Source organism: Chryseobacterium sp. TB1-D10, from assembly GCF_059803555.1.
Genome location: NZ_JAPFHB010000001.1, coordinates 317,547 through 341,610, shown reverse-complemented (window position 1 = coordinate 341,610; position 24,064 = coordinate 317,547). Strand labels below are relative to the sequence as shown.

24 protein-coding genes are annotated in these 24,064 nt (G+C 36.6%); 16 read left to right on the top strand and 8 right to left on the bottom strand.

The genetic code is table 11. The features are described from left to right. Positions 1–110: 110 nt before the first annotated feature. The 9 genes from OPU68_RS01580 to OPU68_RS01540 all read left to right on the top strand — a co-directional run bounded on the left by OPU68_RS01580 (position 111) and on the right by OPU68_RS01540 (position 6,874). Positions 111–368, top strand: a complete 258-nt coding sequence (locus tag OPU68_RS01580; RefSeq protein ID WP_498472204.1) for a phosphopantetheine-binding protein — start codon at positions 111–113, stop codon at positions 366–368. A gap of 82 nt (positions 369–450) precedes the next feature. Further along, positions 451–1,647, top strand: a complete 1,197-nt coding sequence (locus tag OPU68_RS01575; protein ID WP_498472203.1) for a beta-ketoacyl-[acyl-carrier-protein] synthase family protein — start codon at positions 451–453, stop codon at positions 1,645–1,647. Continuing rightward, positions 1,647–2,708 (top strand): beta-ketoacyl synthase N-terminal-like domain-containing protein, encoded by a 1,062-nt coding sequence (locus OPU68_RS01570; protein ID WP_498472201.1) that lies wholly within the window; start codon positions 1,647–1,649, stop codon positions 2,706–2,708. The genes OPU68_RS01575 and OPU68_RS01570 overlap by 1 nt, the downstream gene beginning before the upstream one ends. Before the next feature lie 153 nt (positions 2,709–2,861). Further along, entirely contained in the window at positions 2,862–3,617 is a 756-nt protein-coding gene (locus tag OPU68_RS01565) for a polysaccharide deacetylase family protein (RefSeq protein ID WP_498472200.1), read from the top strand. Further along, a complete protein-coding gene (lolA2, locus tag OPU68_RS01560; protein WP_498472199.1) occupies positions 3,610–4,236 on the top strand; it encodes a flexirubin biosynthesis/transport protein LolA2 in 627 nt (208 codons plus the stop codon). Before OPU68_RS01565 ends, lolA2 begins: the two co-directional genes overlap by 8 nt. Next, positions 4,202–4,837, top strand: coding sequence for a flexirubin biosynthesis protein LolB2 (gene lolB2, locus OPU68_RS01555; protein ID WP_498472198.1), 636 nt, complete (start codon positions 4,202–4,204; stop codon positions 4,835–4,837). Before lolA2 ends, lolB2 begins: the two co-directional genes overlap by 35 nt. A 3-nt stretch (positions 4,838–4,840) precedes the next feature. After that, positions 4,841–5,215, top strand: coding sequence for an ApeI family dehydratase (locus OPU68_RS01550; RefSeq protein ID WP_498472197.1), 375 nt, complete (start codon positions 4,841–4,843; stop codon positions 5,213–5,215). A 4-nt stretch (positions 5,216–5,219) separates the two neighbouring features. After that, entirely contained in the window at positions 5,220–5,702 is a 483-nt protein-coding gene (locus OPU68_RS01545; protein ID WP_498472196.1) for a hypothetical protein, read from the top strand. Next, complete coding sequence (locus OPU68_RS01540) at positions 5,702–6,874, top strand: DUF2062 domain-containing protein (protein WP_498472195.1); 1,173 nt, start codon at positions 5,702–5,704, stop codon at positions 6,872–6,874. Before OPU68_RS01545 ends, OPU68_RS01540 begins: the two co-directional genes overlap by 1 nt. Before the next feature lie 187 nt (positions 6,875–7,061). Here OPU68_RS01540 and OPU68_RS01535 read toward each other — a convergent pair whose 3' ends face one another. The 7 genes from OPU68_RS01535 to flxA form a co-directional block, all read right to left on the bottom strand. Beyond that, on the bottom strand, positions 7,062–8,708 hold the full coding sequence (locus OPU68_RS01535) for a C45 family autoproteolytic acyltransferase/hydrolase (RefSeq protein ID WP_498472193.1): 1,647 nt from the start codon (positions 8,706–8,708) through the stop codon (positions 7,062–7,064). Further along, positions 8,698–10,230, bottom strand: a complete 1,533-nt coding sequence (locus tag OPU68_RS01530; RefSeq protein ID WP_498472192.1) for a phytoene desaturase family protein — start codon at positions 10,228–10,230, stop codon at positions 8,698–8,700. The genes OPU68_RS01535 and OPU68_RS01530 overlap by 11 nt, the downstream gene beginning before the upstream one ends. Before the next feature lie 194 nt (positions 10,231–10,424). After that, on the bottom strand, positions 10,425–11,309 hold the full coding sequence (locus OPU68_RS01525; protein ID WP_498472191.1) for a lysophospholipid acyltransferase family protein: 885 nt from the start codon (positions 11,307–11,309) through the stop codon (positions 10,425–10,427). A 52-nt stretch (positions 11,310–11,361) separates the two neighbouring features. Beyond that, positions 11,362–11,616: an acyl carrier protein gene (locus OPU68_RS01520; protein ID WP_498472190.1), complete on the bottom strand. Its 255-nt coding sequence runs from the start codon at positions 11,614–11,616 to the stop codon at positions 11,362–11,364. 7 nt (positions 11,617–11,623) lie between these two features. Next, the gene (locus tag OPU68_RS01515) at positions 11,624–12,844 is read right to left on the bottom strand and encodes a beta-ketoacyl-[acyl-carrier-protein] synthase family protein (RefSeq protein WP_498472189.1); all 1,221 of its coding nucleotides are present in this window, start codon (positions 12,842–12,844) and stop codon (positions 11,624–11,626) included. Positions 12,845–12,915: 71 nt separating this feature from the next. Then, positions 12,916–13,647, bottom strand: coding sequence for a flexirubin biosynthesis SDR family reductase FlxB (flxB, locus tag OPU68_RS01510; protein ID WP_498472188.1), 732 nt, complete (start codon positions 13,645–13,647; stop codon positions 12,916–12,918). A 46-nt stretch (positions 13,648–13,693) separates the two neighbouring features. Further along, positions 13,694–15,208, bottom strand: a complete 1,515-nt coding sequence (gene flxA / locus OPU68_RS01505; protein ID WP_498472187.1) for a flexirubin biosynthesis tyrosine ammonia-lyase FlxA — start codon at positions 15,206–15,208, stop codon at positions 13,694–13,696. 89 nt (positions 15,209–15,297) lie between these two features. On the opposite strand from flxA, the gene OPU68_RS01500 reads away from it, so the two are divergent. After that, the gene (locus OPU68_RS01500; protein ID WP_498472337.1) at positions 15,298–16,566 is read left to right on the top strand and encodes an NAD(P)/FAD-dependent oxidoreductase; all 1,269 of its coding nucleotides are present in this window, start codon (positions 15,298–15,300) and stop codon (positions 16,564–16,566) included. On the opposite strand, the gene flxY is transcribed toward OPU68_RS01500, so the two are convergent. Further along, positions 16,555–17,844, bottom strand: a complete 1,290-nt coding sequence (gene flxY / locus OPU68_RS01495; protein ID WP_498472336.1) for a flexirubin biosynthesis putative acyl-CoA ligase FlxY — start codon at positions 17,842–17,844, stop codon at positions 16,555–16,557. The two genes, OPU68_RS01500 and flxY, sit on opposite strands and share 12 nt — an antisense overlap. Before the next feature lie 172 nt (positions 17,845–18,016). On the opposite strand from flxY, the gene ileS reads away from it, so the two are divergent. From ileS to OPU68_RS01465, 6 genes are all read left to right on the top strand, one after another. Further along, positions 18,017–21,583: an isoleucine--tRNA ligase gene (gene ileS / locus OPU68_RS01490; RefSeq protein ID WP_498472186.1), complete on the top strand. Its 3,567-nt coding sequence runs from the start codon at positions 18,017–18,019 to the stop codon at positions 21,581–21,583. Positions 21,584–21,739: 156 nt separating this feature from the next. Next, positions 21,740–22,120: a TraR/DksA family transcriptional regulator gene (locus tag OPU68_RS01485; protein ID WP_498472335.1), complete on the top strand. Its 381-nt coding sequence runs from the start codon at positions 21,740–21,742 to the stop codon at positions 22,118–22,120. A 99-nt stretch (positions 22,121–22,219) separates the two neighbouring features. Then, entirely contained in the window at positions 22,220–22,462 is a 243-nt protein-coding gene (locus OPU68_RS01480) for a DUF6576 domain-containing protein (protein WP_498472185.1), read from the top strand. 81 nt (positions 22,463–22,543) lie between these two features. After that, positions 22,544–22,735, top strand: coding sequence for a DUF2683 family protein (locus OPU68_RS01475; protein ID WP_498472184.1), 192 nt, complete (start codon positions 22,544–22,546; stop codon positions 22,733–22,735). After that, entirely contained in the window at positions 22,735–23,388 is a 654-nt protein-coding gene (locus OPU68_RS01470; protein WP_498472183.1) for a lipoprotein signal peptidase, read from the top strand. The genes OPU68_RS01475 and OPU68_RS01470 overlap by 1 nt, the downstream gene beginning before the upstream one ends. 19 nt (positions 23,389–23,407) lie before the next feature. Further along, positions 23,408–24,049, top strand: a complete 642-nt coding sequence (locus tag OPU68_RS01465) for a SanA/YdcF family protein (protein ID WP_498472182.1) — start codon at positions 23,408–23,410, stop codon at positions 24,047–24,049. Positions 24,050–24,064: the final 15 nt, after the last annotated feature.

Genomic DNA, 24,064 nt, shown 5'->3' with positions numbered 1-24,064 from the left:
TAATAAGTACAACAATTGTTCAACAGACGAAATTTAATTTAGATCCAATATCTGTTAAATTGTAAAACATTTTCAAATTATCTAATTAACATATTTTCAAATTAATTTTTATGGAAGATTTAAAATTAGAATTAAAAAACAAAATCATAGAAGTTCTTAATCTTGAGGACATTGCAGTAGAAGAAATCAAAGATACAGACCCACTTTTTGGTGGCGGTCTTGGTTTGGATTCTATCGACGCTTTAGAATTAATCGTCCTTCTTGACAAAGACTACGGAATCAAATTATCTGACCCGAAAAAAGGGAAAGAAATCTTCCAGTCTATCGAAGTGATGGCAAAATACATCGAAGAAAACAGAACAAAATAAATTAATTTACCAATCTAACAATGTAACAGCCTAAAAATTATTGGTAAACTGTTACATTGCTACATTGTTACATTTGTAAAAGATGAGTCAAAAAATTGCCATTACAGGAATGGGCATCATTTCCGCCATTGGTAACAATGTTGAGGAAAATTTTATTTCGCTGACGACCGGTAAACACGGCATTTCAGACATCGAATTGTTTGAAACACGCCACGCCGGAAGCATCAAAACAGGCGAGATAAAATTGTCTAATGAGGAACTTGCGAAGAAACTTCAGCTAAATAAAGACAACAATGTCACAAGAACAGCTTTGTTGGGAATGGTAGCCGCAAAAGAAGCTGTAGAAAGCGCTGGAATTTCGGATATCAACGAGCACAAAACCGGACTCATTTCCTCCACTAGCGTGGGCGGAATGGATGTTACCGAAAAATATTTCTACACCTACGAAGATTTTCCTGAAAAGCAAAAATACATCGACGCTCACGACGCAGGAAATTCATCTTTGGCGATTGCAGAATTGTTGGGTCTGAAAGGAATGGTTTCTACCATCAGCACAGCCTGTTCGTCTGCAGCTAATGCGATTATGATGGGCGCAAAACTCATTAAAAACGGCGTTCTTGACCGTGTGATTGTGGGCGGAACAGATTCTCTCTCAAAGTTTACTTTGAATGGATTTAATGCGCTGATGATTTTGACCGATTCTTACAATACGCCTTTTGACAACGATAGAAAGGGTCTGAATCTAGGTGAAGCAGCTGCTTTTCTCGTTTTGGAATCTGATGAAGTTGTGAAAAAAGAAAACAAAAAAGTCTTAGCTTATCTTTCTGGTTATGGAAATGCCAACGATGCTCATCATCAAACCGCCTCGTCTGAAAACGGACAAGGAGCTTTTTTAGCAATGGAAAAAGCGTTGAAAGTTTCTGGTTTAAATAAAGATAACATCGATTACATCAACGTTCACGGTACTGCAACTCCGAATAATGATTTGTCTGAAGGCATTGCTATGATTCGGATTTTTGGTGAAAATCAAGTTCCGGAATTCAGTTCTACGAAAGCGTTTACAGGTCATACTTTGGCGGCGGCGGCGGGAATTGAAGCCGTTTATTCGATTTTAGCGATGCAGAACAATGTGATTTTTCCAAATCTTAATTTCAAAACCAAAATGGAAGAATTTGATTTGACACCGGTTACCGAACTGAAAGAGAAAAACATCAATCACGTACTTTCCAACTCGTTTGGATTTGGCGGAAACTGTTCAACTTTAATTTTTTCTAAATAATGAGTGCAGTTTACATCAACAGTGCTGCCTGCATCTCGGTTCAGGACACTTTAAACGAAAACTTTTTTGACAATTTAAAGCCTGAAAATTCTGTTCAGGTTTTAAAAGCGATTGAGCCGAATTACAAAGAATTCATTCCGCCAGCAATGAGCAGAAGAATGTCTAAAACGGTAAAAATGAGTTCAGTAGCTTCCACAAAAGCTTTACAGGAAGCTGGAATCGAAAAACCCGATGCCATCATCGTCGGAACAGGAATGGGCTGCTCTCAGGATTCTGAAAAGTTTCTGAAAAATGTTCTTGAAAATAATGAAGAGTTTTTAACACCAACATTTTTTATTCAGTCAACTCACAATACAGTTTCCGGGCAGATTGCTTTGGGATTGCAATGTCACGGCTATAATTTCACTTACGTCAACTGTTCTTCGTCGCTGGAATTCTCAATGCTGGATGCAAAACTTCAGATATTGGATGGCGAAGCAGACATTGTTTTGGTAGGTTCTACAGACGAACAAACCGACAGAACAATGGAATTGTTTAAGCTGAATAATTCCATTAAAAAAGAAGAAAATCTTCCGGTTGATTATTTGAATTCGAAAACGGAAGGCGTAATTTGGGGCGAAGGTTCGAGCTTTTTTGTTTTGGGAAAAGAGAAAACGGAAACTTCTTATGCACAATTAAAAGATATTCAAATCATTAACTCATTAAAATTAAATGAAACTCAACAATTCATCGAAGATTTTTTAGTTAAAAATAATTTGAAAAACCAAGATATTAATGCTGTGATTTTAGGTTTCAGTGGTGATTCAGAATCGGATGTTTATTATAAAAATGCTTCTGAACTATTTGCAAACTCCTCATTACTTTACTACAAACACTTGAGCGGAGAATTCAATACGGCAAGCGGGTTTTCAACGTTTATGGCTTGTCAAATTATAAAAAATCAGAAGATTCCGGAAGTGATGTTGATTAATTCTGTAAAAAAAGATAGCATTAAAAATATTCTTTTGTATAATCATTTGAAAGGAAGCGACCATAGTTTGGTTTTGTTGGAGAAAGCTTAATTTACTAGATTATTTTCTGTGAAAATAATCAGAGTCTTTGTCATTCAGAGCGAAACGAAGTGGAGCGTGGAATCTAAGCAAATTTAAGATACTGTCGAGATTCCTACGGAATGACAAACAGATTGTTAAAGTTTAAATCCAAAAACAATAAAGATGAAACATTATCCATTTATTATTTTTTATCTTTTCTTGAATTTCTTTATTTACGCATTTCAAGGAACAATTTGGGTTTACATTTTCTGTTTTATACTCTTTTCTGCAGTTGTGGTTTGGGGTTCTTTTGATATTCAATTAGGCTATTTTGTCAACAGTTTTACCCATAAACGAACAAAAATCAAAGAAATCGCTTTGACTTTTGATGACGGACCAACTGAATTTACAACGAAGTTTTTAGATTTATTAAAGGAAAACAATATAAAAGCTACCTTTTTCTGCATCGGAAAACAGATCGAAAAATATCCCGAAACGTTCCAAAGAATTATTGCGGAAGGTCACACAATTGGAAATCATACTTATTCGCATTCCAATAACACAGGATTTTTATCGACTTCAAAAATGATTCAGGAAATTGAAAAATGTGATGAAATAATGTTGAAAATAGGAGATATTAAAACTGATTTGTATCGACCACCTTTTGGGGTAACCAACCCAAATATTGCAAAAGCAATCAAAAAAACGAATAAGAAAAGTATCGGCTGGAATGTTCGTTCCTTGGATACCGTAATTTCTAATGAGAATATAATTTTTAAAAAAATTACAAAAAGCCTAAAAAAAGGAAGCATAATCCTGCTTCACGATACTTCAGAGAAAACTTATCAAGTTTTGGTCGAATTATTGTTATTTTTGGAGCGTCAAAAGTATTCAACTTTCACTGTTAATTCAATATTTAAATCTAAAAATAATGTTTAAAAATATAGCTTTTATAGCACTTTTATTAATTTCAACTTTTGCTTTTGCACAGAACACAGCAATGACGAGCGCTGAATCTAAAGCATTCGTGACAAAAATTTCTGCTGAAACAAAAGAGATTAAAACTTTGCAGAGCGATTTTGTTCAAACTAAAAAAATGGATTTTCTGGATAAAAACATCGTCACACAAGGCAGAATGTCATTAAAATCACCAAATACACTGAGCTGGAAATACACAAAACCTTATCAGTACAGCATTATTTTTAAGGAAAATAAAATCTTCATCAACGACCAAGGGAAAAAATCTTCGGTTGATGCAAAGAGCAAAACTTTTGAAAAAATCAACAAATTAATAGTGGGAAGTTCGAATGGAAAAATGTTCAATGATCCTGAATTCTCTGTAGCTTATTTTAAAAATGGGAATTTTAACATTGCAAAATTTACTCCCAAATCTGCACAGCTTTTAAAGTACATCAAGCAAATCGAGTTGAGTTTTCCTAAAAACCAAACCACCGTTTCTCAAGTTAATATGACGGAAGCTACGGGAGACACAACCAATATTGTTTTCAAAAACACCAAAATCAATGCGCCGATTCCTGCTTCAGAGTTTTCTTTATAGTTCGTTTTTTTTGCTTTTGGTTTCTTGTAAATCTTATCAGCTAAAAGATGTAAAATCGGTATCAAACACAGAAAAAACGGTTGAAAATCTATACTTTTCATCAAAAGAAGATTACGTTTATAAATGTCACATGGATATTTATAAAAATCATATCAGCGGAATTTTAATTATTAAAAAGATTTCGGAAACCACACATCGAGTTGTAATGACCTCTGATTTTGGGAATAAAATGATTGATTTTGAAATATCAGAGAATGATTTTAAGCTCAACTATGTTTTGGCAGATTTAAACAAAAAAATGGTGATTAATTTTCTGAAAAATGATTTTCAGGAATTATTAAGACAAAAATATCCTGTTGCTGAAAGTTTTGAAAATGAAAACTTTAGTATTTTTCGATCAGAACTAGATAAAAAAAATTATTATCTGTCTTTCAACAAAGAAAATTCTCTTCTCACAAAAATTGTTTATACAAAGAATAATAAGGAGAAAATCAATTTTACTTTTGAAGCTAAAAAACCTACTTTTGCAGAGACAATCAATCTTCAACACAAAGATTTTAAAATCAACATCAAACTTTTCCAAATCACTGAAACTGAATAAAATATGCAAACCATTCTTAACAACTTTTACACTTTAGAATCATCTGAAAAATCAGAGAATGGAAGTTTCATTGCGAAGATAAAACTCAATCCCGCCCACGAGATTTTCAAAGGACATTTTCCCGGAAATCCAGTGACGCCAGGTGTTTGTATGATGCAGATTGTGAAAGACTTAACTGAAAATTTCACCGCTTCAAAATTGTTCCTGAAATCAGCTTCCAATGTGAAGTTTATGGCCATCATCAATCCCTTTGAAACGCCGGATCTGTTTTTACAATTGGACATTACCGAAAAAGATGGAGAACTGAAAGTAAAAAACACCACCAGTTTTGGCGAAACAATTGCATTAAAAATGTCTGTTAATTACAACAAAATTTAAGGTTATGAAATTGATGTTCACTTTAATGTTTATGTTCTTCTCATTCTTCCAGTCAGACCTGGAATCTTTGAGAAACAGCTACTCCAAAGCAAACTCATCAAACGAGAATGCTAAGAATTTCATTGCTTTGGCTGATAAAAAATCATCAAATGACCCCGTAATTTCTGCCTACAAATCTGCTTCTAAAATCTTGGAAGCGAAAGTGACGACCGAAAAAAACAAAAGAAAATCCTTTGTAAAATCGGGCGCAACTACCTTGGAAAGCCTCATTGCGAGCAATCCAAATAATGCAGAATTACGTGTCATAAGAATGAGCGTTCAGGAAAACATCCCAAAAATCGTGGGTTACCACAAGAATCTGAAAGAAGACAAAACTTTTCTCATCAACAACTACAGCAAACAAAACGCTGACCTGAAAAGCTACATCAAACAGTTTGCCGGGCAATCCAAAACGATGACGGCCTCCGAAAAAGCTTCATTCAAATAATGACCATTCACGAAGTACGAAACGCCATCTTAGAAAGGAAAATCTGCGTTTTAATCCCTACTTACAACAACGAAAGAACGCTGAAACGCGTCATTGAAGGCGTGCTGGATTACACCCAAAACATCATTGTTGTAAACGACGGTTCCACGGATTCTACTTCGTCCATTTTGAGCGATTATCGCCAAATTTCAATCATCAATTTACCCGAAAACAAAGGCAAAGGAAATGCGTTGAAAATCGGTTTCAGAAAAGCTTTGGAACTTGGATTTGATTTTGCCATCACGATAGATTCCGACGGGCAACATTATCCCGATGATATTCCCGTTTTTGTGGAAGCTTTGCTTGCGGAAAATGAAGATGTTTTGCTCATCGGCAACCGGAATATGTCGCAAGATGGCATTCCTAAGAAAAGCAGTTTCGGAAACAATTTTTCCAACTTCTGGTTTTGGTTTGAGACGGGAATCAAACTTCAGGACACGCAATCGGGTTATCGACTTTATCCCTTGAACAAAATTCCTAACAAATATTTCACACCAAAATTCGAGTTTGAAATCGAAATTATCGTAAGAACCGCGTGGAAAAATGTTCCGGTCAAAAATGTTCCGGTGAAAGTCCTATACGACCCAGCGGAACGGGTTTCTCATTTCCGCCCTTTCAAAGATTTTACACGAATCAGTATTCTCAATACCATATTGGTTATCATCACTTTAGCCTACATCAAACCTCGAAATTTTATACATAATTTCAGGAAGAAAAGTTTTAAAAATTTTATCAAAGAAGACGTTTTGGAAAGCGACGGAAGCAATCGTACCAAAGCATTTTCCATTGCCTTGGGCGTGTTCATCGGACTGTCGCCGGTTTGGGGATTGCAGACGTTTTTGACGATTTCTTTATCCGTTATTTTCAAGCTCAACAAAGTGCTGGCATTTGTCTCTTCCAACATCAGTTTTCCGCCGTTTATTCCGTTCATTATTGCAGGTTCTCTCTTTATTGGCGCTCCTTTTGTGGATGGAGAAACCAATTTTATGAATCACGAAATCAACTTCGAACTGGTCAAAAATCACCTGCTTCAATACATTATCGGCAGTCTGATTCTGGCATCTTCGGTCTCCACAATTTTGGGCGTTGGTTTTTATCTTTTCCTCAATAAAGTCAATCCAGAAAACGGTTAGAATGATTTGGGCAACTTATCCGCCTTCCACTCCCGCTATTTTTGCCTAAGCTTTTCCAGCTACAAAAAATGAGCTCCGTTCAAGTCGGGTTGCGCTTCGCAAAGTTTGGGGATTGTACAATAAATGCAATTTTGTCATTCCGTAGGAATCTAAACTAATAAAAATTCACGAGAATTATTTGGCCTGTTTATCTCAACTTTCTCAAAGTCTTCTTCAAATATTTCTCAACATTCTTTTTGTTGGGAACCGTTGTAATTTCCTTCGTCAAAGCTTTTTCAAATTCAAATTTCGCCTTCTGATAATCTTTTTGATTGAAATAATATTTCCCAGCCTGATAATAAACCAACCAGAAATCCGGATTCAAAGCTTGATAATGATTGATAAATTCATCAGACAAAATTTTATTTTCATCAAACTGAGAACTCAATTTTTTAAATTCTTCATAATTCTTAAATTCCCGAGAATCCAAAAAAGAATCTTTCGCAATATTCAATTCGGAAGTTGCAAATTCTCCAGTTTTTAATCGCTCATCAGAAAAGATTTTATTCAAATCATAACAGACAAATTCTCCCAGTTGATAAGGATTTGACGATACCCAAACCAATCTTTTTTCTGGCGAAAAAACCACAGCGTGATGCGCCAAAAGTTGGTTCAAAGCTTTCTCATTTCCGTAACCGATTTTTTCTCCTTTCAAACCAGATTTATCTCTTAGAATAGAAGCCATTTTTTCAGGATTTAATTTTGAGTTTTCATCCAGCAATTGCTGAAGTTTCTCGAATCGATATTCCGAATGACTTTCCGCAATTTGCTTCTGATTTCGCTTGTCATCTTTGTAAACTTCAGATTGAAAATGATTCGTACAAACCAACTTACTCGTGTTCTCTACTCTATAAACGCCAAAATTATCCGGCGAAACTTCAATAATGACAGCATTTCTATCATTCGCACTTCCAACCAAAATCGATTCTGAAACAAAGACTTTCCGATTTTTTGCAATCGCAATCGCTTCATCAATATTTTTAGCAAACTGTAGAATTTCACGTGTTACCAAAGAAATCGGCGTTTTTGCGGTCATCGGAATTTTAGATTTTCCAGCGTTGATAGTGACCGTGATTCCTTCTTTGTTCATTCCCGAAACCACACCAATCATTCCTGGCCAACTGACCGACAGATACGGAATTCCGTTTTCCGGTTCTACAAATTCGACCAACTTATTTTTGGCAAAATCGTCGCCGACATAAAAATCGAAATTTCTTCCAATCAACAAATCGCCGTCTTCCGTATTTTCATTCCAAACAGCCAAAGACGAACAGCCAACCATCGCCAAATCCTGCATTGCGTGGCCAATGTCGTGTGCGCCGTGCAAATACAAACTTCGAAGATATTTTGGCGCGATAAAGTTGTATTTGTCCGATGAATATTGGGATAAACCATAGATTTCAGTTTGATAATCTTCCCGAACGTTCAAATACATTTTCCTGTTGTACCATTTCAAAAAACCATTCAATAATTTTTGTTTGAATTTTGATGGGACAAAACCTTCAACCTTGGAAAAGAAAATCGCTTCCTGATTCTGCATCAAACTTTGAGTCAAAGCTCCATTGTTATAACCCAACTGCAAAGTATTTCCTTTGATATAGAGTTCCCAAAGTTGCTGTTTATTTTTGGTAAGATAATTTTCTTTGAAGCTAAAAGTTGAGTCGTTTAATTTTTCAACTTTCGGAATCTCAAGGGAATATTGGCTGATTTCCGGAACGTGATTGATGGACTTTGAAACGCCACACGAAATGACATTTAAAACAAAAAACAGATAAAGTAGAACTCTATTTTTCATCAGCTTGATTTAAATCTTGAGTCAATCTTTCATCAATCAATTCTTTTCCCAGAATCTCCGAGCAAGTGTTGAACGCTCCAATCGTACATCCCAAAATCCCGTGCATATTCACGCTTTGACCTGTCAGAAAAAGATTACTGACTTTGGTTTTCGGCGAAAAAATAGTTCTCATCGGATTGGAAGAATCTTTTGTGTAGCCGTACATATTTCCCTTGTAACCGCCGATGTAATCGCGATAAGAAAGTGGCGAAGAGGTATGAACAGCTTTGATTTGAGAATGCAAATCCGGGAATTTCTTTTCGATTTCAGAAATCAACTTTTCAGCTTTTTCAACTTTGAATGCTTCATAAGTCTTTCCTCGTTCGTGTTCTTCTGCAACCGTATTGAAAGTGTTTTCCCATTGTATGACATCATCGTAATTCATATAAGTCAGAATGGTCAAACTTTCTGCGAACTCCGGATTTTGTTTGGAAGCCGTTGCCGAAAGCATATAAGATTCTGGCCAATTTTCCTCAGAATAATTGGACTGATTCCAGATATTTTCTTCGTTTTTGTAATGATAATAATTGTAATTGAAATGATTGAAAGTCTTAGGTTTCAAAACAATATAAACGCTGAAACACGAGCTAACCGATTCCAATTCATCGATTCTTTTGGTGAAAGATTTCTTGAAATGTTCTTTACCAATCAAATCTAAAGTGGTTTTTATCTCAATATTCGAAATAAAATTTTTGGCAAAATATTCTTTTCCTTTTTTGGTTTTTACAGATTTCAAAGTATTTTCTTGATCAAAAATCATTTCTGAAACTTCGGAATGCTTATAAATTTCTGCGTCGTATTTTCTCAATTGTTTAATCAGTAATTTAGAAATCTGACTTCCACCGTTTGTACATTTATACGCACTTTGAATGTAGGAATTAACCGTCAAAGCGTGAACGTACAAAGGCGTTTTCGATGAACCTGCGTAAAGGAAATTAGAGCCTGATAAAACGGCTTGCAATTTTTTGTTTGATGTTACCGATTCTATGAATTCTTTAGCATTAATGTAGAGAATGTCTTCATCATATTTTCCTTCGCCTACGAGATTATATCTGGGAAATTGGTTGCAAACATTCTGAATTTCATCAACATATCTAATTAAATTTTTTCGCTCATTTGGAAATATATTCGATAATTGATTTACAAAATTGTTATAACCTTGGGAATGTGGATATTCGATTTCGTCGTTTTCGAAAGTGATTTTGTCGAATCCGATTTCGTCCATTTTTTCGAGATTCAAATCGTGGACGATGTCGAGATATTTGAAGTATTGGTGGAGATTCTGACCTTCGGAAAGGCCGCCCAGATAATGAACGCCCGTATCGAAAATGAGTTTGTCCCGCGAAAAGGTCTGAAGGTTTCCGCCGTACTGATTATTCTTTTCCAATACGCATACTTTCAGTCCTTCTTTCGCCAAAACCAAGGCAGAAACAAGTCCACCAATTCCGCTTCCGATGACTAGTATGTCGTATTGTTTTTTCAATGAATAAAATTGTTAAGAAAGAAAAACTTACTATTTATGTCGACTCTTGATTTTATACCGAATCTGCAGCCCGGCCTGAGCGGAAATCCTTTTTTGTGGCTGGAAAAGAGATGGCAAAAAGATTGACTTCGTCGAACCACTTCGTTAGGTTTGGGAACGGAAGGCGGAAATAGCTGCCATAAATATATTGAAAATCAATCAATATCGTCCCAAAAGTCGAAGTAATTGAACCATTGGAGTGGATATTTTTTGAGCATCGATTCCAAATTTTGGACGTAGGAGTTGAGCAGGCCTTGTGAATCTCGGTTTTTTATGTTCTCTGCGACTCTTGCGTAAAGATGATAATGAAGATTTTTTTCCTTCATCACATAAACGTAAACCACAGGAACGCGCAATCTGGAGGCAATGAGGAAAGGTCCGGCAGGAAATTTGGCGGTTTTTCCGAGCAAGTCAGCTTCCAGAAATTTGGAGCCTTCGAAATATCGGTCGCCTGTGAAACAAATGAGTTCGTTGTTGGAAAGCGCTTCGTTGATCGCAAAAATATGCGACATATCGTCCTTCACACAAATGAATTTGATGTTGCTTTTCTTTACGGAAATGCTTTCCATATATTTCCTGATGGCGGTCACTTCCTGGTCTGTTGTGACCAGATTGATTTGCGCATCAAAATCGATGTCTGCAAAAAAGTGTTCGGCAATTTCGAAATTTCCGATGTGAGCGCTGATGAGAACACCCCCTTTTTTCTCGGCGAGAAGATTTTTGAGATTTTCAATACCATCGAATTCGTAGGTGAATCGGTTTCTTAATCCTACGGAAATTGCAGTTTTGTCAATCAGAACTTTACCGAAAACGAAGTAGCTTTTGAAAACGGAAAGTTTGGTTTTCAAAGCATTGTAATTCAGTCTATTTTTGAAATAATAAGAAATATATTGGTTGCTTTTCTTCTCGAAAATGAAGTAGTAGGTCGCAACGAAATAGAGGACAAAATAGGAGCTTCGGATTCCGATATTCTTAATGCACCAAACGAAAATCCGGTAGCCTAATATTGTTCCTTTGGATTTGCCTTTCCATTTGTTCATAGTTCAGATGTTAGACTTTAGATGCTATAAATTAGACAAATAAAACCGTAAACTAGGCTGTTTTTTCTGAAATCTTTTGTTCTATTGTGGTATAGAAATCTTCAAACGTGATGACTTTTTTGAAGTCTGTCTCACCTAATTTTACACCAAAATTAGATTCGATCACCACAACCATATCGATATAATCCAAGCTGTCCAAGCCCAAAGTGGTTTTGAAATTAGCTTCATTCACAATATCATCGCGATCAACTTCGAACTCATTGACAAGAAAGCTATCAACGATCGCAACAATTTTATCTCTATCCATGGTGTTTTTAAACAAATTTTTTAACGATTAATGCAGAATTGGTTCCTCCAAATCCGAAAGAATTCGACAAAAATACGTCAATTTTTTGATTTTTAGTTTCGGAGATCAGATTTATCTTTTTTGCGTCTTCATCAGGGTTTTCCAGATTGATATTCGGAGCCACAAAATCGTTCTGCATCATCAGAATTGAGTAAATCACTTCACTCGCACCTGCCATCCAGCATTCGTGTCCGGTCATCGATTTGGTAGAACTAACAGGAACATCGCTGCCAAAAATCTCGTAAATTGCTTTAGCTTCATTCGCATCGCCTAATGGTGTGGAAGTTGCGTGTGCATTGATATAATCGATATCTTTCACATCCAAACCAGTCTGCTTCAAAGCTCGGTTCATTGCCAATGCGGGACCTTCAACATTTGGCGTGGAAATGTGTCCACCGTTTGAAGAAAATCCGTAACCTACGATTTCTGCGATGATATTGGTACCTCTTTTTTGGGCAGATTCCAGACTTTCAACAATCAAAGTTGCCGCGCCACCACTTGGAATCAAACCATCTCTGTCTGAATCGAAAGGTCTTGATGCTTTGGCTGGTTCATTTTCTCTCACCGAAAATACGCCCAAACCGTCAAAACTTGCCATCGAATATTTATTGGTTTCCTGTGCACCACCGCAAACGATGATGTCCTGAAAACCGTTTTTGATCATCATAAAAGCCAATCCCAGTGAATGAGATCCACTTGCACAGGCTGCACTGATGGTCAGATTAATTCCTCTTAATTTAAAAATAGTAGAAAGATTCATCGTCACAGTGGAGTTCATCGACTTGAAAATAGCCCCGGAACCCATCAATGTTGTATCTTTTTTTTCTCTTGCAATGTCGATAGACTCTACCACTGCTTTTGAAACGCTGTCGTTTCCGTATAGAATTCCGACCTCATTTTCATCTAAAAAATCCTGATCGATGTTGGCTTGTTTCAGAGCATCAAGCGTTGCGAGATAAGCATATTCACTTTCTTCGCCCATACTGATGCGCTGTCTTCTGCTGAGAAGATTTTTTAAATCTGGCTTCGGAACGACTCCGCTGAGACCCGACCGGAAACCAAATTCTTTTCTCTCATCCACCAAAACAATTCCGGATTTGCCGTGATACAGGGATTCTTTCACCTCTTGCAAAGAAGTTCCGATGCAAGAATAAATTCCCATTCCGGTAATGACTACCCTGTTTTCCATTTAAAATTTTAGGTTATCGGTTGTAGATTTTAGGTTGAAAAAACTGCCACCTATTATCTGCTACCTGATTTTTATGAATAAATTCCTCCGTTAATATTAATAATTTCTCCTGTGATGTATGAAGATTTTTTTGATGCTAAAAATGCGACCAAATCTGCTACTTCTTCTGCTTCACCAAATCGGTTGGCGGGAATCATTGCTTTCAGTTCATCTTCATTGAAATCCTGCGTCATATCTGTTTTGATGAAACCGGGAGCAACGGCATTTACTGTTATATTTCTTTTGGCAACTTCCTGGGCCAGAGCTTTTGTCACTCCAACCAAAGCACCTTTCGCAGCTGAATAATTGGTTTGTCCGGCCGTCCCTTTTACTCCTGAAACAGAAACCATATTAATAATTCTGCCGTATTTGTTTCTCAATAATTTCTGAATGAAAAAATTGGTCACATTGTAAAAACCATTTAAACTGGTGTTAATCACTGAGTTCCAGTCTTCGCTCGGCATCCACATAAATAATCCGTCTCTTGTGATTCCGGCGTTATTGACGATGACCTCGACAATGGATTTTGGATTATTTTCTTGCCATTCATTTAAAACTTTTTGAGTTTCTTCCGCATTACCAACATCGAATTTAAGAATTTCTCCTGTAGAACCCAATTCTTCAACTTTGGCTAAAGTTTCCTTTGCTGCAGCTTCATTGGATGTATAATTGATCAGAATATGATAGTTTTTTTCTTCTGCCAATTTCAGACAGATTGCTCTACCAATTCCTCTGGATCCGCCTGTTATGATTGCACATTTCATTGGTTATTGTTTTTTAATTCCTATAGGTTTAAACGATGGTTTCAAATTAATTCTTCAAATATTCCTTCACCTTTTCTACAAACGGATACATCACCAAATCTTCTTTAAAAGCCGGAACAATTGAGCGAACATCATCGTACAGTTTTTTAGTATTAGATGAAATTTCTTTCTGACATTCCAAAAACTCAATCGCTTGAACAATGGTAATCAATTCAATAGCCAGAACTTCGAAAGCATTTGCAATAACTTTACTACAGATCACTGCAGAATTGGTCCCCATACTCACAATATCCTGATTGTCATTGTTATTCGGAATACTGTGAACGTACATCGGATTCGACAACATTTGACTTTCCGCTGTTGTGGAAGTTGCGGTGAATTGAACACCTTGCATACCAAAATTCAATCCTAATTTTCCGAGATTGACAAATGGCGGGAAAATCTCGTTGATTTTTGCATTCAGAAGATAGTTGAGCTGTCTTTCTGCAAGCATTGTAAGTTTTGTGATGACGATTTTCAGCTTGTCCATTTCCAAAGAAATATAGTCACCGTGGAAGTTTCCACCGTGGTAAACGTGTTGATCTTCGGGAATGATAATCGGATTGTCGTTGGCAGAATTAATCTCATCTTCCAATATTTTTTCCGTGAATTCCAAAGTGTCCAAAACCGGTCCCAAAATCTGCGGAACGCATCTGAGAGAATAATATTCCTGAACTTTATCTTTGAAGATTTCCTCTTTATTTTCCTTATTATAAAGATGGTCTTCTCTTTTTCTAATTAGTTTGCTGTCATAAAGGCTTTCGCGCATTCTTGAAGCAATTTTCTGCTGACCTGCGTGTCTTTTTGTAGAGTTTAAAGCTTCTGAAAAATGGTCGTCATAAGCTTTCACAATTTCGTTGATTGCACAAGAAAGTCTCAAAGATATATCCACCAATTTTCTGGAATAATAGGCATTAATAATCCCAATTCCCGTCATCGTAGAAGTTCCGTTCATCAATCCCAAACCTTCGCGAATGTGGACTTTTATCGGTTCCAGATTTAATTCTGCAAAAACATCTTTTGTTTCGCGTCTTTCATTTTTATAAAAAACTTCGCCTTCGCCAATCAAGACCAAAGCCAAATGCGCCAATTGAACCAAATCGCCACTTGCTCCAACGCCACCGTGTTCGAAAATCAACGGCGTGACATCTTTATTAATTAATTCCTTTAATAAAAAAATAACCGAAGGATGAATTCCCGATTTCCCTAGACTCAAAGTGTTCAATCTCGCTAACATCACGGCTTTTGCAGATTGTGGCGAAAGTGGATTTCCAACGCCGGAAGAGTGGCTTCTTATCAAATTATATTGAAGCTGATTTCTGTTTTCCTCACTGATTCTGTATTGCGCCATTGGTCCGAAACCAGTGTTGACGCCATAAATCACTTTGTCTTTGGAAAATTCTTCTAAAAAATTGAAACCATTTTCTACTTTCGACAAAAGTGCTTCGCTTAATTCAAGCGTTTCGTTATCGAAAATAATTTTATAAAAATCCTCTAATTTGAGGTTAGCCGTTAATACCATCTATCATTATTTAAAAAAAGGAGAAAACTGATTCGAAATCAATTTTTTGTGATTAATTTTGTGACGCAAAGATAGATAGAATATCAGAAATAATGAAAGAATTTGTAGATGTCCTAGTGATTGGAGCCGGACCTTCGGGTTGTGTGTCTTCCGCATATCTTCATAACAACGGCGCAAAAGTGAAAGTGGTAGAAAAAACCAAATTTCCGCGATTGGTTGTCGGAGAAAGCCTGATTCCGCGAGTGATGGACCATTTTCACGAAGCTGGACTTTTCGAAGCGTTGGACAGCCAAGGTTTTGAGAAGAAGCTTGGCGCAAGATTTATGAGAGGTGATGAAGTCTGTATTTTTGATTTTAGTAATAAATTTGGTGAAGGCTGGGATTGGACTTGGCAGGTTCCCAGAGCAGATTTCGACAAAGTTTTGGCAGATGAAGTTATCAGAAAAGGCGTTGATTTGGAATTTGAAACGGAAGTGATTTCTGTGGAATTTAATGGTTCTGATTCAATTACAACTGTTAAAAATAAAAATGGCGAAACAAAGGAAATTCACGCAAAATTCATTATCGATTCCAGCGGTTATGGAAGAGTTTTGCCGAGATTGTTGGATTTAGAAAAACCTTCAAAACTTTCTCCACATTCCGCGATTTTTTCCCACGTTGATGATATTAATCGTGAAAAAGGCGTGGAAGGAACATTGATTTCTTTCGATATTATTGAAACCGAAGTTTGGCTTTGGGTGATTCCTTTTTCGAATGGAAAAACAAGTTTAGGAATCGTTGGGCCGACTGATTATATTGATAAACTCTCGGAAAATGGCGATACGACGGAAGCTTTGAGAAAAGCCATTTCACTTTCCGATTATTATGTAAAACGTTTTGATGATGTTGATTTTCTTTTTGAACCGAGACACTTGAAAGATTATTCCTGTTCCGTGAAAAAATTATTCGGAAACGGATTCGCTTTGACTGGAAATGCTTCGGAATTTCTCGACCCGGTTTTTTCATCCGGAATGGCTTTCGCAACGGAATCCGGAATGCTTTCCGCAAAATTAGCCTTAAGACAACTGAACGGCGAAACCATCGATTGGCAAAAAGAATATTCGGATTACATTTTGTACGGCGTCAACGTTTTTACGACTTATGTGAAAGAATGGTACACTGGGAATTTACAGGAATTATTTTTCCACCAACCGGAAAACCCCGATGTAAAAAGAAAAATCTGCGCGGTTCTCGCCGGATATGTTTGGGATAAGAAAAACCCATTCGTCAGGATTCACGATTCTGCGGTGAAGAATCTTGCTAACTTCATCAAATTAGAAAAACTGGAACTTCAAAAATCCAGCAAATCAATTCCTTAAATCTATAAAATTAATTGGCTTACGACTCGTTGGATTGAAAACGACCTTCGACAAAACTTCAAAATCCAAAACTTCAATTTTCGGACTCACTCTCAGTTTTGCACGGAAATGGTCTCGCACTTCGTCCACAAAATTTTCGGTTTCGTTGTCTGTACTTAGTTTGATGATGATTTCGTCCAAACCAATTTCGTCTGATTTAATGACAATTTGATAACACGAAACATTTCCGAAATCATTCATAATATCACTCATCGCAGGCGGATAAAGCGTTGTACCTTTGTACTTTATCATTTGCTGTTTTCTGCCGAGAACAGGACCAAGACGCATCGTGTTTCTTCCACATTTGCAAGGTTCGTAATGCGCTTTCACAAGATCTCCCGTTTTGAATCTTAAAAGAGGAATTGCTTCAACACCCAAAGTCGTAATCGTCAATTCGCCACTTTCTCCTTCTTTTAATGGATTTTCATTGTCGTCAAGGATTTCTGTAATAATCAATTCAGGATGATGATGACCACCGATTTGAAATTTACATTCTGTAAAAGCGGTGCTCATTTCCGTCGATGCATAAGTTGAAAATAGTTGAATATTCCATCTTTCTTTGATTTTTTGGGACAGAATATTATCAGTAAAGTCTTGATTTTTAAGTCCTTCTCCAATACAAATGGCACCATAAACGCTGGAATTTTTATAATCGATGCCGTGTTTCTCGGCGTAATCTATCATTTTCAATAGGAAAGACGGAACTGTAATCAGATATTTCGGCTTATATCTGGAAATCGAATCCCACTGCAGTTCCGGAATTCCAGGTCCCATTCTCACAACACTCGCACCCATTTTCCGAAGTCCGAGAAAATAAGCCAAACCAGCCATAAATCTTTTATCGATGGTTGTAATCATCTGCACAACATCACCTTTTTGGATTCCAGCGCAAGCAAAAGAAATAGCTTCATTGTAAGCCAATCTTTCCAAATCTTTGTCCGACAATCCGAAAGTCACAGGATCGCCCAAAGTTCCGGAAGTTGTGCTGTAATCCACAATTTCGCTTTGAGGAACACAGAAAAAATCCTGATTATTCGCCTGAATATCATTTTTGGAAGTCGTCGGAATTTTTGTTAAATCTTCAAGCGTTTTGATTTCATTAATATCAATTTTATTGTCTTTGAATAATTTTTGATAAAACGGCGAATTGGATTTTAGGTAAACCAAAAGCTCTTTTAATTTGCTTTCCTGAAAGGTTTTGATTGACTTTAAATCGGATTTTTCAATGGTTGGGTGTATTTCCAAGGATGATAATTTTATGTGACAAATTTATAAAAACATAAACCAATTTTATGATTCTGAATTTGAAGTTTTTAACATTCAGAAACCGAGCAAAAGATGCTTTAAAAATCGACAAAAATCACTAAATTCGCAAACTTAATCTATCAGAAACAGATTTCAGACATTGAAAATGAGCAAGTTCACAGAATATAAAAATCTTAGCCTAACCGAAACTGCAAAAAACGTTGCAGAATTTTGGAAAACCAACGATACTTTCAAAAAATCCGTAGAAATCCGCGAAGGACAACCGGAATTTGTTTTCTATGAAGGACCGCCTTCCGCCAATGGAATGCCGGGAATTCACCACGTAATGGCGAGAGCGATTAAAGATATTTTCTGCCGCTTCCAAACGCAATCCGGAAAGCAGGTTTTCAGAAAAGCAGGTTGGGACACGCACGGACTTCCCGTAGAATTGGGCGTTGAGAAAGAATTGGGAATTACCAAAGAAGATATCGGCAAGAAAATAAGCATCGAAGAATACAACGAAGCTTGTAAAAACGCCGTGATGCGCTACACCGATGTCTGGAACGATATGACCGAAAAAATCGGCTATTGGGTGGATATGGATAATCCGTACATCACTTACAAGCCAAAATATATGGAATCGGTTTGGTGGCTTTTGAAACAAATCTATGATAAAGGTTTGCTGTACAAAGGTTACACAATTCAGCCATATTCTCCGAAAGCAGGAACAGGATTGTCTTCCCACGAAGTAAATCAGCCAGGCGCTTACCGTGATGTTTCTGATACAACTGTTGTAGCTCAATTTAAAATAAAACAAGCGCCCGAAAACGCAAGCGAAACCTGGAAAAAGTTATCGGCACTTGCTTATTCTGATTCCAAAATAGAAAGTTCTGAAGCTGCAGGAAACAGTTGCGGCGGAGCTTTGCACTGGGAAGAATTTGACAATCAGCAACCAAAATCTGATGTCTATTTTCTTGCCTGGACGACGACACCTTGGACTTTACCTTCCAACACTGCTTTGACGGTTGGACCAAAAATCGATTATGTTTTGGTGAAAACATTCAACCAATATACGTTTGAGCCAATCAATATTGTTTTGGCGAAAGCGTTGGTTGGAAAACAATTTGCGAAAAAATATGCGGAAGGAACTGATGAAGATTTCGCAAATTACACTTCTGAAAGCAAAGTTATTCCTTATCAAATATTAGCAGAATTCAAAGGTGCAGATTTGGTTGGAATTCAATATGAGCAATTATTAGATTACGCCAAACCTTATCAAAATCCGGAAAACGCTTTCCGAGTGATTGCCGGAGATTTTGTAACGACGGAAGATGGAACAGGAATCGTGCACACTGCGCCGACTTTTGGTGCAGATGATGCGAAAGTTGCGAAAGAAGCAACACCTGAAGTTCCGCCAATGTTGGTTTTGGATGACAACGGAAATCCGGTTCCTTTGGTTGATATGCAGGGAAAATTTTTATCGATTGTAAAAGACGACGCTTACGGTTTTGCGAATGAATATGTGAAAGGCGAATATTTGAATGAAGAAGAAAAAAGCACAGAATTCAATATTCAAAAAGAAAATTTAAAATCAATTATTTCTGATTTAAAAGCGTATCTTTCTGTTGATGAGAGAATTGCCTTAAAATTAAGAAAAGAAAACAAAGCCTTCAAGGTTGAAAAATATGTTCACAGTTATCCGCACAGTTGGAGAACTGATGAGCCTTTGTTGTATTATCCATTAGATTCTTGGTTCATCAAAGTAACTGATGTGAAAGACAGAATGTTCGATTTGAATGAAACCATCAACTGGAAACCAAAATCTACAGGTGAAGGCCGTTTCGGAAATTGGTTGAAAAATGCCAACGACTGGAATCTTTCACGTTCGAGGTATTGGGGAATTCCGTTGCCGATTTGGAGAACTGAAGATAAAAAAGAAGAAGTTTTAATCGGTTCTGTTGAAGAATTGTACAACGCAATTGAAAAATCCATCGAAGCTGGTTTCCAGAAAGAAAATCCTTTCAAAGATTTCGAGATTGGAAATATGTCTGAGGAAAATTATGCTTTAGTCGACCTTCATAAAAATATTGTTGACCAAATCACTTTGGTTTCAGAATCCGGAAAACCGATGAAGCGTGAAAGCGATTTGATTGATGTTTGGTTCGATTCCGGAGCGATGCCTTATGCACAATTACATTATCCGTTCGAGAATAAAGAGCAAGTTGATAACAACAAAGCTTTCCCGGCAGATTTCATTGCGGAAGGCGTTGACCAAACTCGTGGTTGGTTCTATACTTTGCACGCGATTGCAACGACAGTTTTCGATTCTGTAGCTTATAAAAATGTCGTTTCAAACGGTTTGGTTTTGGACAAAAACGGGCAGAAAATGTCGAAACGTCTCGGAAATGCCGTTGATCCATTCGAAACACTTTCGATTTACGGACCAGATGCGACGCGTTGGTATATGATTTCCAATGCGAATCCTTGGGAAAACCTGAAATTTGATATTGAAGGCATTGATGAAGTGCGTAGAAAATTCTTTGGAACGCTTTACAATACCTACTCTTTCTTCGCTTTGTACGCCAATGTTGACGGTTTCAAATACCTGGAAAGCAACATTGAAAACCGTCCGGAAATCGACCGTTGGATTTTATCTGAATTAAATTTATTAATCAAAGACGTTAAATCTTTCTACGAAGATTACGAGCCAACAAAAGCTTCAAGAGCAATCAATAATTTCGTTAATGACAACTTATCGAATTGGTATGTAAGACTTTGCAGAAGACGTTTCTGGAAAGGCGATTATTCTGATGACAAAATTTCTGCATACCAAACTCTATATACTTGCTTGGAAACTGTAGCGAAACTTTCTGCGCCAATTGCGCCGTTCTTTATGGACCAATTGTTCCAGGATTTGAATAAAGTTACTGGAAAAGATTTGGTAAACTCTGTTCATTTGACGGATTTCCCAGTTGTAAATGAAAGCTTGATTGATCAGGATTTGGTTGAGAAAACGCATTTGGCTCAGCAAATCACATCGATGGTTTTTTCATTGAGAAAGAAAGAAAACGTGAAAGTTCGTCAGCCACTTCAAAAAGTAATGATTCCGGTTTTGGATAAGAAAACTGAAGAGCAAATCCTAGCTGTTTCAGAGTTAATTAAACAAGAAGTGAATGTGAAGGAATTGCAACTGATTAATTCCGAAGAAGCGTCGCATCTTATTGTAAAACAAATCAAACCAAATTTCAAAACCTTGGGCGCGAGATTAGGAAAAGATATGAAAACTGTGGCTGGAGAAATCTCCAATTTCACTTCTGAGCAAATTGCTTCCTTAGAAAAAGAAGGAAAAGCAACTGTTTCCGGATACGAAATCACCACTGAAGATGTAGAAATTTTCACAAAAGACATTCCGGGATGGACAGTAGCAAGCGAAGGAAAAACAACTGTGGCATTAGATTTGACGCTGACGGATGAGTTGAAATCGGAAGGAATTGCGAGAGAATTCATTAATAGAGTTCAAAACCTTAGAAAAGAAAAAGATTTTGATTTAACGGACAGAATATCAATCCAATTGGAAGAGAATTCGCCGTTCCAGAAAGAACTTATTAACAATGATGCATATATTTCTGAAGAAGTATTGTCAGATAAAATAGAATTTGTAAATTCACTCTCGAATTTTGACGAAATAGAGATAGATGAAGAAAAATTCAAGGTTAAAGTTGAGAAAAAATAAACGATTTTTTATTATTGTTAAGAAATTGTGAATTGATAACCCTTTATTGATATTTTTTAAATTTTATTTCTATAATTGTCAATTAATAAAAAAGCGTGGCTGCTGAAATGTAAAAAGCCAAAAAAATAAATTTTTGAACAATTAATAACAATGGAAATGGCCGACGAAAAATTACGATATAGTGATGCTGATCTGCAAGAATTCAAGAAATTAATCCAAGATAAAATTGATAAAGCGGAACACGACTTGGTGCTAATAAAAGAAAGTTTTATCAATGACCAAAATAATGGAACGGATGATACTTCACCAACCTTCAAGGCTTTTGAAGAAGGTGCAGAAACATTGAGCAAAGAGCAGAATTCTATCCTGGCAGGAAGACAGGAAAAATTTGTACGTGATCTGAAACACGCATTGATCAGAATCCAAAACAAAACTTACGGAATCTGCAGAGTAACCGGAAAACTGATCCCGAAAGAAAGATTGAGAGCGGTTCCTCACGCAACTTTGAGCATCGAAGCTAAAAATATGCAGCGATAAATTGTTGTAAAAAAGTATTAAGTACAACGTATAATGTAAAAACTCTAATACAAAGCATAAGGTGTTGCGGCACTTTTGCTTTGTATTTTTTTTATAAATATGACAGTCATTATTATTTTATTAGTGGTTATTTTGATCGGATTTTTTGTTTTTAAGAGTAAGTCGGTCAAGAATATTTTTCAACCGGAGCAGAAATATTATACCATTGATGACAAATTCAACGCAAAGCGCAAGGAACGACAGGACGAAATAGACAAACTGCTTAGTAAAATAGGGGAAAACGGATTGGATGATCTTACGGAAAAAGAACGCAAAAGGCTGGATGAATTGTCTAAGAAATAAGTAATTTGAAGTACATTTGCAAAAATTTTTCTTCAAGGAAAATTAATATGATCCTGATTTTAAACTAAAAAATATACAAAAATGGAATCCATAATTGTACACCCAAAAAACGCAATGGAACTAACTGCACTGAAAAGTGTCCTGAAAGATATGAACATTGAATTCGAAAAGTTTCACACGAAGAATAATTTTCATAATAAAAAAACAATCCAAAAGATCACGGACAGAAAGGATAAAAAAATCATCAGAACGCCCAAACCAAAAGGATTGTAATGAGTAAGAAAACAATTATCGCACTAGTCACATTATTGATTCTCATAATAGATCAAGCTTCAAAAATCTTTGTCAAAACCCATTTTTACCTTGGTGAAAGCGTGAATGTTTTTGGACTTAGCTGGTTCAAAATGACGTTTGTAGAAAATCCGGGAATGGCTTACGGACTTCATTTCGGAGGACTTTGGGGAAAATATGCCTTAATATTACTTAGAGTAGTCCTTGCGATTGGGATGGTGGTTCTTTTCAAAAAATGGCTGAAAGAAGGCGCTTCCAATTATCTCCTTATTCCAATGGCGATGATCTTTGCCGGCGCAATCGGTAATGTTTTTGATGGTATTTTCTATGGTGTGATTTTCGACAGCGGTACTTTTTATGACGCAGCTTCCGAAAGATGGATAGATTACGGCGGCGTTTCCAAATTGACGCAAATTGGTCACGGATATTCAGATTTGATGAAAGGCTGCGTGGTGGATATGCTGCACTTCCCTTTGGTTGATACCGTTTGGCCGGATTGGGTTCCTGTTTTGGGCGGGAACAGAATTGAGTTCTTCAAATATATATTTAACGTTGCAGACAGTTCTATTACTGTTGGAGCTTTGTTTCTTTATATTTTCAGAAAGAAGGCTTTTCCAAATGGTTTGGATTTTTAAATAAACACAGAAAACACAAATGAAACTATTTAAAAAATTAATCAAAATATTCCTGCTGCTTTTTGTGGCAGGATTTCTTTTTATCCTCTTTGCCAATTACACGATCAAAAACGAGAGTGATGAATTTCTCTACACTGATGTCAGCAAAATCCCAAGTTGTAAAACAGCCTTAGTACTGGGAACAAGCAAAACTTTGAGCAACGGAAATCCGAATTTATATTTTTCTTATCGGATCAAAGCCACAGCAGAATTGTACAAAGCCGGTAAGATTAAATATATTATCGTAAGTGGTGACAATTCGGTTGAAGGATACAACGAGCCCGAAGAAATGAAAAATGACCTTATCGCAGAAGGGATTCCGGCAGATAAAATCTTCGAAGATTTTGCAGGTTTCAGAACTTTGGATTCTGTTGTGAGAGCGAAGGAAATTTTCGGACAGGAGAAATTCATTATTGTTTCGCAGAGATTCCATAATGAAAGAGCTGTTTTTCTGGCTCAGAAAAATGGACTTACCGCTTATGGTTATAATGCTGCAGATGTGAATAAATATGCCGGAATTAAAACCAATCTCCGGGAATATCTTGCAAAAGCAAAGGTGTTTGTAGATCTGCTGTTTGGGGTCGACCCGACGTTTGGCGGAGAGAAAATTGAAATCAAATAAATCAATACTTTGCTA

Bases quoted from the DNA above. Each gene is read 5' to 3' on its own strand.
- OPU68_RS01580 (WP_498472204.1), top strand. From the start codon at position 111: ATGGAAGATTTAAAATTAGAATTAAAAAACAAAATCATAGAAGTTCTT.
- OPU68_RS01575 (WP_498472203.1), top strand. From the start codon at position 451: ATGAGTCAAAAAATTGCCATTACAGGAATGGGCATCATTTCCGCCATT.
- OPU68_RS01570 (WP_498472201.1), top strand. From the start codon at position 1,647: ATGAGTGCAGTTTACATCAACAGTGCTGCCTGCATCTCGGTTCAGGAC.
- OPU68_RS01565 (WP_498472200.1), top strand. From the start codon at position 2,862: ATGAAACATTATCCATTTATTATTTTTTATCTTTTCTTGAATTTCTTT.
- lolA2 (WP_498472199.1), top strand. From the start codon at position 3,610: ATGTTTAAAAATATAGCTTTTATAGCACTTTTATTAATTTCAACTTTT.
- lolB2 (WP_498472198.1), top strand. From the start codon at position 4,202: ATGCGCCGATTCCTGCTTCAGAGTTTTCTTTATAGTTCGTTTTTTTTG.
- OPU68_RS01550 (WP_498472197.1), top strand. From the start codon at position 4,841: ATGCAAACCATTCTTAACAACTTTTACACTTTAGAATCATCTGAAAAA.
- OPU68_RS01545 (WP_498472196.1), top strand. From the start codon at position 5,220: ATGAAATTGATGTTCACTTTAATGTTTATGTTCTTCTCATTCTTCCAG.
- OPU68_RS01540 (WP_498472195.1), top strand. From the start codon at position 5,702: ATGACCATTCACGAAGTACGAAACGCCATCTTAGAAAGGAAAATCTGC.
- OPU68_RS01535 (WP_498472193.1), bottom strand. From the start codon at position 8,708: ATGAAAAATAGAGTTCTACTTTATCTGTTTTTTGTTTTAAATGTCATT.
- OPU68_RS01525 (WP_498472191.1), bottom strand. From the start codon at position 11,309: ATGAACAAATGGAAAGGCAAATCCAAAGGAACAATATTAGGCTACCGG.
- OPU68_RS01520 (WP_498472190.1), bottom strand. From the start codon at position 11,616: ATGGATAGAGATAAAATTGTTGCGATCGTTGATAGCTTTCTTGTCAAT.
- OPU68_RS01515 (WP_498472189.1), bottom strand. From the start codon at position 12,844: ATGGAAAACAGGGTAGTCATTACCGGAATGGGAATTTATTCTTGCATC.
- flxB (WP_498472188.1), bottom strand. From the start codon at position 13,647: ATGAAATGTGCAATCATAACAGGCGGATCCAGAGGAATTGGTAGAGCA.
- flxA (WP_498472187.1), bottom strand. From the start codon at position 15,208: ATGGTATTAACGGCTAACCTCAAATTAGAGGATTTTTATAAAATTATT.
- ileS (WP_498472186.1), top strand. From the start codon at position 18,017: ATGAGCAAGTTCACAGAATATAAAAATCTTAGCCTAACCGAAACTGCA.
- OPU68_RS01485 (WP_498472335.1), top strand. From the start codon at position 21,740: ATGGCCGACGAAAAATTACGATATAGTGATGCTGATCTGCAAGAATTC.
- OPU68_RS01480 (WP_498472185.1), top strand. From the start codon at position 22,220: ATGACAGTCATTATTATTTTATTAGTGGTTATTTTGATCGGATTTTTT.
- OPU68_RS01475 (WP_498472184.1), top strand. From the start codon at position 22,544: ATGGAATCCATAATTGTACACCCAAAAAACGCAATGGAACTAACTGCA.
- OPU68_RS01470 (WP_498472183.1), top strand. From the start codon at position 22,735: ATGAGTAAGAAAACAATTATCGCACTAGTCACATTATTGATTCTCATA.
- OPU68_RS01465 (WP_498472182.1), top strand. From the start codon at position 23,408: ATGAAACTATTTAAAAAATTAATCAAAATATTCCTGCTGCTTTTTGTG.